The sequence below is a fragment of the Nitrospirota bacterium genome, assembly GCA_037386965.1.
GTDB lineage: Bacteria > Nitrospirota > Thermodesulfovibrionia > Thermodesulfovibrionales > JdFR-86 > JARRLN01.
Genome location: JARRLN010000010.1, coordinates 1 through 13,044, shown reverse-complemented (window position 1 = coordinate 13,044; position 13,044 = coordinate 1). Strand labels below are relative to the sequence as shown.

Here is a 13,044-nt window from a genome sequence, read left to right as displayed (position 1 = left end):
GGGGTTGTTCGCGTGGAAGAGAAAAAGCCAAGGCAAGGGACAAGGGCGGGAACGCCCCGGGCGGGGGTTTTCCTCACCGTCTTTCTTCTGCTGGGGGGGCTTGTTCTTGCCGGGTGCGGTTACCGTCCCAGCGCCCATGTCGCCCCCGGCGTGGACATGAAAGGCATCCGGGAAGTCGGGGTCCTGCCCATGGACAACCTGACCGGGGAGAAGGGCGCCGACGAGAAGGTCAGACAGGCCGTCATGTCGGAGCTCCTTGCCCACGGCATCCGCATCGTGGAGCCGGGAGAGGTCAACAGCGTGCTCATAGACTTGCAGATCAGGTCCCTGAGGACCCTCACGGCCGAGGAGATGCGGCAGATAGGCGGGAGACTGCACGTCGATGCAATCGTAGCCGGAGCGGTCAGCGCTTACGAGATGCACAAGGGCTCCAGGGTCACGTACCCGGAGGTATCCATCCACCTGACCCTCTACGATGCGAATACCGGACACATCATAGCCTCGTCGTGGCACAACGCCGGCGGGGCGAGTTTTTCCGTCCGGCACTTCGGGGCGGAGCCCTTGACGGTCAGCGAGACCGCCCGGAAAGTTGTAAAGGAAGCCGTGGACGTGTTATTTTAGGCCATGCGTTCTGAAAAAATTCATCGGCTCCTCATGGGAATTCTCGCCGCGGCGGCCGTGCTTGCCGGGTGCAGCAGCGGCAATCCCACGTCGTATCACATCCGCGGAGACGTCGATTTCTCCTACATCAAGAAGGTCGCCGTCCTTCCCTTCAAGAACCTCGCACCGCAGAGAAACGCCGGAGAGATAGTCAGGCAAATGGTCATAAACGAGCTCCTGGCTTCGGGGACGGTGGACATCGTTGTCCCCGGAGACGTCGTGGCGGCCATGAACCGCGTCGGGGTGAAGGACGTTTCTTCCCTCAGTGCGGAGGAAATCCGCGGTGTGGGCAAGGCGTTGAAGGTGCAGGCCGTCATCTTCGGCACTGTCGAGAAATTCGGCGCCGTGGGGCTGGCCCCGGAGGTCACCGTAACGATGATGATGGCCGAGACGGATTCCGGCACGGTTATCTGGTCGGTGACCCAGACGTCCGGGGGTGCGGGCTTCGCCACGAAGCACCTGGGAGCCCGAGTACCCACGATGAGTGAGACGGCCATGAAGGTCGTGCGGCAAGCGGTTGGGACGCTCGCCCAGTACTAGAAGACCACAGTGGCTTTCCTTATGCGGAGACTCATGGAGAAAGGAATGAGGGGGTCTGACGTGCGCACAAAGGGGTTTCCCGTCTCCGGCGGCACCGGGGCGGCGCGGCGCTCGGGTTTGCACAAAGCGCTTCTTGTCGCGGCCGTCTTTGCCTCCCTTTCCCTGTCCGGCTGCGGGGGCGTCCTCTTTCGGGGGGAGTTGCCCAACAGGGTCGCCGTCCTGCCCTTCCAGAACCTCAGCGACGTTTACGAAGCGCGGGGCCTGGTGATGGCGTCCGTTAAGGAGCAAATGAGGAAAAAGGGCGTAGACCTCGTGGACGATGATGACCTGAAGAAAGTCCTCCTGGACATGAGGGTCAGGTCCTTCGGCTCCCTTCCCGAAGACGTGGCGGCGGTCCTGGGCGCGCGGCTGGGAGTGCGGTCGGTGCTCGTCGGCTGCATCTTCTATGCCGCCGAAAAGGATGACCCGCAGCTGGGGCTGACGGCCCGGCTCATCGACACGAAGACGGGGCGGGTCGTCTGGGCCGAGCAGAGTGCGGCCTCGGGGGAGGAATTCGCCAAGGCCCTCGGCCTGGGACGCATCGATACTCTGGAGGACCTTGCGCCGAAGGCTGCGGGACGCCTCCTGGAGACGTTCACCGTGCAACCCATGCCTCTGCTGCAACAGGAATCCACCTTCAAGATCGCGGTCATTCCCTTCGAGAACAACACCCAGACCCCCCACGTCGGCATCGTGGCGAGCTACATAGTTGTTGTGGAGCTCTTCAAGAGCCGCCGATTCGACGTCATCGAGTACGGTAACGTACGGGAGGCTCTGATCAAGTTGCGGATGGGGCCCGTGGGCGAGATGCGGCATGAGACTATCCAAGAGCTGTCGGACTCCCTGGGCGCCGACGGCATACTGCTGGGAAGCGTGGACGAATTCCTGGACAAGCGGAGTGCGGCTTTGCCGCCAAAGGTGGAGCTGACCGCACGCCTGCTGGACGCCCGGCGCAACAGGATACTCTGGTACGACAGCGTCCGCACCACGGGCGAGAAGGATATGGTGCTGCTGACCTGGGAGCAGACGAAGTCCCTGATTCAGACGGCCTACGAAGCCGCGGCCGCGGCGACAGTTAAACTCGAAAATGTGAGGTGGTATTAATCGATGCGTGAGACGTTGAAGGACACGATAAAGGGAGCCGTACGGTGTTCGCGTGCGAAAAGGGCAGCATGGGCGACGGTGGCGGTAATGCTCATGGCGGTCGTCGCGGGCTGCGCGTCCTTCCCGGGCAGGAGGAGCGACGACGTGCTGGCCGTGGTAAACGGCGAGCCCATCATGAAGGGGGACTTGGCCTACGCCCTGGAGGTCGCACACCGGAAGGAGGAGCTTTCCAAGGGCGGCGCCCTGGACCTGTCGGATTACGTGCAGAACCTCGTGGAAGACAAGTTGATCGTCCAGGAGGCCCGCCGCATGGGGCTTGAGCGGGACCCCGCCGTGCAGCAGAAGCTGCGGGCCTACGAGGTGCGGGAGGCGGTTGTCCGGCTGCATAAGGAGGAAGTGCTGGACAAGGTCGCGGTCACGGACGAGGAAATCATGGACTACTACAACGAGACCCTTGAAATCTACAACCTCCTCGTCGTCAAGACCGAGACGAGGGAGGCCGCAGAGGAGGCCCTGGAGAAGATCAACGGGGGCGCCGACTTTGTCAAGGTCGTGGAGGAGTACTCGACCCTTTATGATGACGAAGCAGGCGACGTCAAAAGCATGCCTCTGTCGGAGCGCTCGCTGCTTGGGACTCCCAAGGTGGCGCAGGCGGTCTTTCAGCTTGAGGAAGGGCAGGCGACCGGCATCATCGAGGAAGGGGACGGTTCCTTTTACATCGTGAAATACCTGAACAAGCAGGACCCCCCCGAAGCCGACCTCGAGCACATAAAGAAAAGGATGAAGAAGGCCGTCCTCGATGAAAAAACAAGAGAGAGGGAGAGCCAGTACCTGGAGGAGCTCAGGGCGAAGGCCGACATCGAGGTCAACGAGGAGCTCTTCAAAGAGATAAGCGCGGAGCCGGGCAAGTGGGAGAACGACGCCACGGTCCTGGCCCGCGTCTTCGACCAGACGTTTACCGCCGCCGACATGGCGGCGAGGATAAAAAACGCCAAGCCCGGACGGACGAAGAGGGACCTCCTTGAAAACTGGATAAACGTGAAAGTCGTCGACCACGAGGCGCTCAGCAGAAATTATCTCGACGAACCAGACGTAAAGACCGGCATAGAGCGTTACAAAGAGCAGCTCCTGAAGAACGCCTTCTACCAGAAGGCCGTATTTCCCAAAATATCCGTGACCGACGAGGCGGTCCACCGGTACTACGAGGAGCACCCGGAGGAGTTCCTCAAGCCCGCCCGCTACAAGCTCATGCAGATAACCGTCGAGGACGAGGCGAAGGCGGCACAGGTGCTGGAGGACCTTCGGGGAGGTGCGGCTTTCTCCTGGGTGGCGAAGACGCGTTCGGTGGATGCGGCCCGGGAGCGCGGCGGATACCTGGGCTGGCGGACGGAAGCCGAGCTCGCCGGCGAGTTGCGTGCGGTGGTCAGGGAACTGCAGCCGGGCCAGCTCAGCCCGGTGGTCAAGGTAGGCAAGGACTACCGGATAATCCGCCTGCAGGAGAAAGACGAGGGAGAGGTCTGGGAATTCGCCAAGGTGAAGGAAAGCGCCGGCAGGGCCTGTTTCCGCAGCCAGTTCGAGAGCATCCGGAGCGAGTACGTCTCCCAGTTGATGGAGGGGGCCGACATAAAGGTCAACGAAGACGTTGTCCGTTCGATCGAACAATCCCTGAGAGGGCTGAGAGCGCGCCCCTGACGGACTGCCGCTGCCTGCGCCCCGCGGCGCTCCTTGACAGGGTGGAAAGAGTACGAGTAGAATAGCTCTTGCCCTTGCACGTCGGGCTTGAGCCCAACCAGAGGAGCTGACGCCCAATGAATTCCGGCCACAGGAAGGCAAGACTGATTTTCGTGGTGCTCGCCGCTCTCGGGGTGGTCGGCCTTCTGGCTTCGTGTGCACCAAAGGAGCGGAGGCCCTCCGGGGGCTTCGGTTTCAAGCCGAAGCCGTGCCTGGAGTGCCACAGCGAACAGCTCTCGGAGTACAACAAGCAGTTCGTCCATGCGCCCATGGCCGAGAAGGACTGCGAGGCATGCCACGTGCGCCACGGCCGGCTTCCGGTCATGGCGTTTGTGGAAAGGGTTGAGAGCCGCCTCTGTTTCAGGTGCCATACCGAGATGCAGGCGCAGGTCAAGCAGATGCCCCACATACATTCGGCCATACAGAAGGGCAAATGCCTCGCCTGTCACGACCCTCACGCCGCGGAAAACAAGACGCTCCAGAAACAGCCGGGCAACGAGCAGTGCTTCACCTGCCACGACAGGGCTCCTTTCACGCGCAGCACCGTGCATGCGGCGGTCACCAGCGGCTGCCTCACCTGCCACGCGCCCCACGGGTCCGCCCAGAAGGACAACCTGGTACAGCCAGAGGTGGAGCTCTGCCGGAGCTGCCATGACTACGGGGCCGCGTCCTTCAAAGGAGCCCACAAGAACTATCCCGTGGAGCGGGGCACCTGCACGAGCTGCCACACGCCCCACAGCTCGTCCAACGACAAGCTCCTGAGGGAGTCCGTGCATCCGCCGCTTCTGGGGGAGTGCAGCGCCTGCCACAAGCCCTCCTCCGGGGAAGCACCGTTTCAGGTGGCCGCGGAGGGAGAGAACCTCTGCTACGGCTGCCACGCAAAGGAGAAGGAGCAGTTTGCGGTGGGCAAGCAGCACCAGCCCGTGCAGGAGGGGAAGTGCCTCGAATGCCACGACCCCCATGCCAGCGACTACGCCGACGTGACCAGGCGGGACCCGGTGAAGCTGTGCACGTCCTGCCATGAGGGCAAACCCGACATAGGGGTCGCCGCCCTTCACGCGCCCATCAAGACAAGCGGTTGCGTGGTCTGCCACGACCCCCATTCCTCCAAGTACCAGAAGTTCCTGGTCGCCGACGAGAAGGAAATATGCTTCACCTGCCACACGGATATCCGGAAGAGCCTGAAAGAGAAGTACACACACGCCCCTTTCGCCGAGGCCGAGTGCGTCGGCTGCCACGACGCCCACGGGAGCAACAACCCCCGCATGATGAAAACAAAGCTTACCGCGCTTTGCTACACCTGCCATGAGGACAAGAAGGACGAGTTTTTAAAGACCTACGTCCACCGTCCCGTGGAGGAAAAGCAGTGCGGCTCCTGTCAAGAGGCGCATGCGTCCTCGGAGGACAACCTCCTGAAAGCCGCCAAGGCGGACCTCTGCCTGCGGTGCCATGACAACCTCATTCCCAATGTGCAGAAGGACCTCGTGCATCAGCCCTTTGAGGCCCGTGATTGCGGGGCGTGCCACGTCTCCCACGCCAGCGAAAACGAGGCCCTGACGGTCAAGCCGGTCACGTCGCTCTGTTTCGATTGCCACGGCGACGTCAAGAAGAAGGTCATGGCCAGCAAGGACCCTCATACGCCCGTCGAGGAGGGGCAGTGCACGGCGTGCCACAGCCCCCACGGCTCGAGGCTGAAGCACCAGCTCCTGAGCCAGCCCCAGGAACTCTGCCTCTCCTGCCACCAGCAGATCGTCGCTCAGCGAGATAGGCCAGTGCCGGAGCTGCCATGCGCCCCACGTCACGGAAGAGGCGGGGATGCTGAGAGAGGTGCGGCACGCACCCTTTGAGAGGAGGGACTGCATTGCGTGCCATGAATAGAGCAGGATTTCCGTCACCGGCCCCGCGCAGGGCGGCTGCGGTGGTTTTCCTCTGCGTGCTTGCCGCCGCTTTAGCCTTCGCGGTCCCCCCTGCCTCTGCGTCGACGAAGCTGAGGCAGCAGCCCCCCGAGCTTTGCTTTGGGTGCCACCCCGACCTCAAGGAAAACCTGAAGGACCCCTCGGTACATTTCCCGTTCAAGCAGGGCATGTGCCTGTCCTGCCACGCGGTGCACGCCGGGGACAAGAAGGCGCTGGTCAAGGGAGAAATCACCGCCCTCTGCCTGAGCTGCCACAACGACATGAAGGCCCGGTTGGAAAAGGGCGGGGTGCATTCCGCTCTTTTGCAGGGCACCTGCACGGACTGCCATTTCCCCCACAGCGGCAAGCACAAGAAGCTCCTTGTATCCGAGGAGAAGGACCTCTGCTGGAACTGCCACGGCGGGGTGAAGGAGCAGCTCGCAAACCCGGTCGTCCATGCCCCCTTTGCCGCGGGCAGCTGCGCGTCATGCCACGACCCGCATGCCTCTTCGGAGGAGAACCAGCTGGTGGCAAAGCCCAACGCGCTCTGCCAGCGCTGCCATGAACCAGGCTGCAACGTGAACGGGGTCTCCATAACCCACATCACCAAGAAGCTCAACTGCACGCAGTGCCACACGGGGCACAACGGCAAGGTGGCCGGCCTCTTCGGACCCAAGGGGCACGCCCCCTTCATGGCCAAATCCTGTCAGAGTTGTCACAATCCCATCGAGCCCGGCAAGCCCGTCACGACGTGGGCCCAGGGGCAGAAGCTCTGTTTCAGTTGCCATGAGAAGGACCCCACGAATTTCAGGGACGACGACATCCATCTCATGGTCGCCCAGAACCCCTGCACCCTGTGCCATGACTACCACGCCTCCATGCGAGACACCCTGACCAAGAAGGAGTCGTCGGTCTGCTTTACCTGTCACGACACCATCGAGAAGAAGATAGGCATCATGAAAAAGTCGCTGAAAAAGGTGCACAAGGAAAGGGAATGCTTCGACTGCCACAAGCCCATGCACTCCAGCCAGCCCCATTACTTCAAGACGGATGTCATCACCTTGTGCTCGAAGTGCCATGCGGGCCAGCACAGAATCACCCATCCCCTGGGCCAGGGGGTCGTGGACCCGCGTAACGGCCAGGTCCTGACGTGCATATCCTGCCACAGCCTGCACGATGCCCGGGCCGACTACATGCTGCAGTACGACAGAAAGCGGCAGCTCTGCATTCAGTGCCATAAGGAGGATTAGTCCCGCCCTGGCCGAGGTCGGTCGCGGCCGGTCCGCCCTTTTCGGAAAATGCGTCGTCGCTTCCTCCGGGGGCGCGAAATAAGGTTCTCCCCTCTCCTTCCTGTCCCCCGCCGGGGGCCTCTCATGGTATCATAGAACGTTGCTCAGTAATCACGGTCGGTATGCGCTTTAGTGAGGTGCAGTGAAGAAAAGCAGGGTTCTCTCCGTCGCCCTGGGCGCCGCGTTCCTCGCGGCGGGGATGGTCCTGCTCTCCTCTCCAGCCAGGGGGAAGATAATGGGGGGTGTCTGCGGTGACTGCCATACCATGCACAACAGCCAGAATGGCGAGCCCGTGGCAACGGACCTGAGCGGAAATCCCCTGGCCACTCCCTTTTCCCGGCTACTGGTTTCCTCTTGCCTGGGATGCCACAGCAGCTTGTCCTCGGAGACCATCTATGGCCTTCCGGTGACCAACACGCCGGTGGTCAACAACCTGGCGGACCCGGCCCATCCTCTGGCGGGGGGCAATTTCTATTACGTCGGACTCGATGACTCAAACGGCCATAACGTCCTTCCGTCCAATCCCGACGACCTCCTGGGCACCGACCCCCCCGGGGGGGCCTTTCCTTCCGGGGGCTCCTATACGGAGCAGCTTCGATGCGCCGGTACGCGGGGGTGCCACGGTCTGAACGGCGGGCACGGAGAGGCCCCGGTGGACGACCAGCTCATGGCCATGGACGGGGCGCACCATGACAGGGGAGCGCCGCTGGACGGCTCCTCCGTGGGGCGGAGCTACCGCTACCTCAACGGCATCAGCGGCAAGGAGGCCCCCGACTGGGAGTACGACCAGAGCGTCTTCAGTCATAACGAATACGCCGGCGCAAACGGCTATGCCATCACCAACACCATCAGCTATTTCTGCGCCGAATGCCACGGGACTTACCACAGCAGTGCGGACGTGGGTCTGGCTTCGCCGTGGTTCCGGCATCCCACGGATACCGTTCTTCCGGCCGGCCCGACCGAATACAGCATTTATAATTCGTATAGTCTTCTGGCTCCGGTGGCGAGCGGCACCTATATGTCGACCAAGCACGGCATGTTTGCGGACCGGAGCGTCATCGGCGCAGCGCTTCCCTATGCGACCCCGGGGCATTGCGGGCAGTGCCATGAGCAGCACGCGAGCGTCCAGGGTGCAGAGCCCGAGCCGCCTGTGGGCCAGGGGGCCTCGCAGTACGCTCTGTTTGAGAACAACTTCGGCGCCTTCAAGAACCAGCTTTGCTACGAGTGCCATGAGCGGTTCACACTGGAAGGCATGCCCCTGGGGTACGGCCGGTACGGCATATACCAGGGGAAGACGAAGTACGACGATTCCATCCACGCGACCAGCCTGAACATGCTGTGGAGCCCCGACCCCAGCCCTCCCGGCCCCGCGCTCGACGACGCGGGCAACTGCCACAACTGCCATAACCCCCACGGCTTCTCCGACTCTCTGGGGCTTATCAACAGCATGGCCTTTGCCCGTGAGGAGAGTCTCTGCGAGGCGTGCCACGACGGCACTCAGGCGGGAGCCGCCGAAAACGTGAAGGCCCAGTTCGCCAAAACATACAGCCATCCCACGCACGCCTATACGGGGCGCCACGTGCTCCCCGAAAACGGCCAGCCCGGGGGAACCAGCTTCGGCCCGGATAACCGGCACGCCGAATGCTCGGACTGCCATAACGCCCACGCGCTCGGCCCCGCCGGAGACACCCACACGCCCCCGGGCAATGCCGTCTCCGAGGCCCTCCAGGGCACTTGGGGCGTGGAGCCGGCCTGGCCCTCCATCTGGACCCAGCCGACGAGCTTCACCGAGCAGAGGCCGCCCCTTTATCCGGACGGAAGCCAGTACGAGTATCAGATATGCTTCAAGTGCCACTCCTACTACGGGCTGGGCACGCAGCTTGACAGTGTCTCGGCCATCGTGGGGCCTTCGGGGCAGTACATCACCGACCAGGCCTGGGAGTTCAACCCCAACAACAAGTCGGCCCATCCGGTGGCCGTGGGGCTGGCCAACATGCCCGGCTCCTCCCTGCCGCAGGCGTTGCCGGCTTCGGGCATGAAGGCCCCCTGGACCCAGGTGGGTGCCCAGAGCATGTACTGCTCCGACTGCCACGGGCAGGAGGACACGCTGCTTGAGCCCGAAGGCCCCCACGGCTCAAACGTGAAGTTCATGCTGAAAGGCACGGGCAAGTACTGGCCGGCGGGGCCGGGCGGTCTTCCCTGGACCCTTGCCGACGCCGGCAATCCCGATCTTTTCTGCAACAACTGCCACGACATTTATAACGGAGGAGCCTGGAACAACTTGCCTCATTCGGTGGGCAACCATCAGGACAAGCAGTGCGTGCAATGCCACGTGGCCGTGCCCCACGGCTCCAAGCGCTCGCGGCTTATCGGCTATGCCACGGACCCCGCACCTTATAATTATCAGGGCATGTCCCTGGTCATATCGGGGTTCAAGAAGGCCGCCCCGTGGAGCTATACTGCCGCCAACTGCCAGGCCTCATGCCACATGATGCATGCCAACCCCGTGGTGGGTGCCGAGCCCTGATGCGCGGCGAGGCCGTTTCGGATGTGGGGCGCTGTTTACTTTCTTTTTTCAGTTGTCTTATCCTGTGAGAAAAGCATCACTGGAGGTTGAGATGCCGAAGGCAGCCGCTTTTGCCATATGTGCCGTTGTCCTGTTTCTTTTGCCGGGCCTGTCCCGAGGGGAAACCCCGGACTGCTCCATGTGCCATCCTGACAAAGCGGAGGGCAAGGTCGTACACCCGGCCGTCTCCATGGGATGCACGTCCTGCCACAGTGGGGTGGACGCCTCGCAGATTCCCCACGCCTTTACGGGAGAGAAGGGCCTCTCCTCGGGAGTGCCCGACCTTTGCTTCGGCTGCCACGGGACCGGCGCCTTCACGGGCAAGACGGTGCACATGCCGGTCACGGCGGGCATGTGCCTGCAGTGCCACAGCCCCCACACCAGCGAGAACGCCAAGCTCCTCCTGGCAAAGGGCAACGCCCTCTGCACGGGCTGTCACGGGGACATCAAGGAGGGCTCCCACGTGACGGCCGGACACCCCCTCAAGGGACCCAAGGACCCCAAGCGCCCCGGGGAGCCCTTCGGCTGCGTGAGCTGCCACAACCCCCACGCGTCGAGCTCGCCCACTCTTTTCCGTTATGAAGCGCAGGACGCTTTTGAAATCTGCGGGCACTGCCACGAGTTTTAGGGCCCTCCGCCTCCGCTGAGCTCGAGGAGCCGGAAGCAGGGCGCCGCCTCTTTTCGGAGGGGGAGAAGACGATACGGTTGCCCTCCGTCGGCAATTGATATATTTTCGGGGGGTTCGTTAAACTAACCTTTGTACATGCCATTTCCCCGGCCTTCCCATAAACTGGAGCGCACGGCGGGGTATCTGATACCTGTGCTGGTCCTTCTTTACTGTTTCGGCGTGGCGCTCAAGTACCCCTTGAACGACTCCGACCTCTGGTGGCACCTGAAGACGGGTGAGTACATTGTTGAAGCAAAGAGCCTTCCCTCGAGCGATCTTTTCTCCTACACGGTGCCCGAGCCCCTCACGGACAACCAGATACGAGGCCTGCGGGCGCAATGGCTGGGCCAGGTGTTCTCGTACATGGCCGAGCGTACCGGGGGTCTCGCCGGGGTGGTTTTCCTCAGAAACCTTCTCATCGTGCTTCCCTCGATTCTTTTGTGCCTGTGGCTGTGGAGGAGGAAGGCGGGGCTCCTGGCGACACTGGCGGTCGCCGCGTACCCGGCCATCGTTTTCTCGGCCAAGCTTTTCTATGCCTTCGAACGTCCCCAGGGGTTCTCCTTCGCCCTGGCTCTCGTCGTGGTCATGCTCCTTGAGAGGCTGAGGAGACGACGGGGTGCCGACTTTACCTGGGTTCTCCTGCCCCTTGCCATGGCTTTCTGGTCGAACGTCCACGGGGGCTACATCATGGGAAATTTCATTCTCCTTCTCTATCTTTCGGCCGAGGGTCTTCTCCTTCTGCTCAGAAAGCTCCGCGGGTCGGCCGCAGCCGGGCCGGGTGCGGCCTTTTTCGCCGTGGGCGCCCTCGCCATCGTCTTTTCCTTTGCGAATCCAAACACGTATTATTTTTTCTGGACCTACCTCAAGTCTTCGTTTGCAATGCTGGGAGCGGGGGCTCAGCCCTCCCATGGGGCCGGCGGGACAAACTGGGTGGCCACCACGCTGCTTGAGTATCTTCCCCTGCGGTACTTCTACAAGCAGATGGGATACGGCTGGCTTCTTACGTATTGGGCCCTGGCCGGGGTGACCGCCCTGTTGCTTGTGCTCAAGTACTGGATGAGGCGGCGCGTGGACCTGGCCGAGCTTCTCGCCGTGGCTTTCCTTGTCCTGTTTGCCGAGACGTACGCCCGGGGGCAGCTCTTCTCGCTGGCCGTTCTTCCTTTCTATGCCGGCAAGAGCATCGTCGAGCTCAAGGATATGGGCGTAACCGCCCGGGCTGTTTCCCGTGCCGCCGCGACCGTGGTGCTGATGCTCTCGGTGGCCTTTGGCGGATACATGTATGCGTACTACAAATCGGCCTTCCTGCTTGCTCCCGGCGTGGCCACCACGTGGGTTACGGCGTGGTATCCGAAAAGCGCCGCCGCCTTTCTCCGCGAGACCCCGGTGGCGCCCCCCATGTACAACTTCTATAACTGGGGCGGTTTTTTCATCTGGTCGCTCTACCCCAAGTACAAGGTGTTCGTGGACGGACGCGCCTTGAGCAGCGAGGTCAACGTCGAGGCCGATAGAATTCTCAACGCGGGTCCCGGGTGGCGCGAGAGCCTGGATGCCCGGGGGGTGAATTTCGTCGTCTCTCCCGTCGTCTTCCGCGATACGGGCGTGCGCGTGCCGCTGACCATGAGGCTCGTGGGCGATGCGGACTGGCGCCTCGTCTTTCTCGACCGGAACACGGCCATTTTCCTCCGCGCCAGGGAAAGCAACATGCCCGTCATCCGGAGCTACGCAATGCCCAAGAAGAACGTCTACGCCGAGGTCGTCCGGATGGAGGACGTCTTCTTGTCCACCGCTCCCTACCATCCCGTTTTCAATCTCGAGAAGGCCGACGCCCTTTTCGCCCTGGGCCGGTACGCCCAGGCCAAGGCCATCTACGAGCATTTCCCCTCTCGGAGCCGGCATCAGCTCCAGAGGCTGGCCGAGCTGGGATACTGAGCCGCGCGGTATCCCGCTGCTCCCTCTCATATCCCCCTACGCAATAAGCCATTGATAATGTAATCTTTGGACGAGCGTCAAGCCAGGAAATGACCAGGGGGTTTCGCCTCTCTCGCCTCTGTTTGCCCTGAATAAAATGCCCGATGAAAAAGCCGGTTATGATACGCCTCTGTTTGCCCTGAATAAAATGCCCGATGAAAAAGCCGGTTATGATATAATCGATGCGTTTTCCGGGAATAAATGCTTTTTTCTCTTTTTTTCGCAGTCCGAAAGGGGACCCGCTCTTGCTCTGCGCGGCGGCCGCCGCGCAGAGGAGGAAAGTAACTTGCGGTTGCAGCCCCTTGCTGCTACAATCCGGGAAAGCCGGAGCAGGGTGGACATATATGGACGTGGTTCGCGGTGGAGAAGGTGGCGTAAAGAATGGGTTTTTTCCGATGAAGTGGTGAAATACCCATGCCGTTGATTGGTTATTTCACCGTTTCAAACACCTTGGTTCATGGTGGAGGCTGAAATTTCGGCATCGCCGCGGCGGGCATGTTTGTTGCACTGATATCTATGTCTAAGAATGTCCAGAACGGAGGCGCGGATGAGCAAGAGAGTTCTGGTGGTCGATGACGAGCCGTC

General features: G+C 61.9%; 9 protein-coding genes. All 9 read left to right on the top strand.

Going from position 1 to position 13,044, the window contains the following annotated elements; translation table 11 throughout:
- Positions 1-12 precede the first annotated feature (12 nt).
- Complete coding sequence (locus P8Y39_02620) at positions 13-621, top strand: hypothetical protein (protein MEJ2191229.1); 609 nt, start codon at positions 13-15, stop codon at positions 619-621.
- Between the two features lie 33 nt (positions 622-654).
- The gene (locus tag P8Y39_02615) at positions 655-1,200 is read left to right on the top strand and encodes a hypothetical protein (GenBank protein MEJ2191228.1); all 546 of its coding nucleotides are present in this window, start codon (positions 655-657) and stop codon (positions 1,198-1,200) included.
- Positions 1,201-1,245: 45 nt separating this feature from the next.
- On the top strand, positions 1,246-2,343 hold the full coding sequence (locus tag P8Y39_02610; GenBank protein ID MEJ2191227.1) for a hypothetical protein: 1,098 nt from the start codon (positions 1,246-1,248) through the stop codon (positions 2,341-2,343).
- Between the two features lie 87 nt (positions 2,344-2,430).
- Complete coding sequence (locus P8Y39_02605) at positions 2,431-4,035, top strand: peptidyl-prolyl cis-trans isomerase (GenBank protein ID MEJ2191226.1); 1,605 nt, start codon at positions 2,431-2,433, stop codon at positions 4,033-4,035.
- A gap of 152 nt (positions 4,036-4,187) precedes the next feature.
- Entirely contained in the window at positions 4,188-5,921 is a 1,734-nt protein-coding gene (locus tag P8Y39_02600) for a cytochrome c3 family protein (GenBank protein MEJ2191225.1), read from the top strand.
- Between the two features lie 71 nt (positions 5,922-5,992).
- Entirely contained in the window at positions 5,993-7,219 is a 1,227-nt protein-coding gene (locus tag P8Y39_02595) for a cytochrome c3 family protein (GenBank protein MEJ2191224.1), read from the top strand.
- 181 nt (positions 7,220-7,400) lie between these two features.
- Positions 7,401-9,785 (top strand): cytochrome c3 family protein, encoded by a 2,385-nt coding sequence (locus tag P8Y39_02590; protein MEJ2191223.1) that lies wholly within the window; start codon positions 7,401-7,403, stop codon positions 9,783-9,785.
- 178 nt (positions 9,786-9,963) lie between these two features.
- Positions 9,964-10,452 carry a cytochrome c3 family protein gene (locus tag P8Y39_02585; GenBank protein ID MEJ2191222.1) on the top strand — a complete coding sequence of 163 codons (489 nt, stop codon included), beginning with the start codon at positions 9,964-9,966 and terminating at the stop codon, positions 10,450-10,452.
- A 135-nt stretch (positions 10,453-10,587) separates the two neighbouring features.
- Complete coding sequence (locus tag P8Y39_02580; protein MEJ2191221.1) at positions 10,588-12,420, top strand: hypothetical protein; 1,833 nt, start codon at positions 10,588-10,590, stop codon at positions 12,418-12,420.
- Positions 12,421-13,044 lie beyond the last annotated feature (624 nt).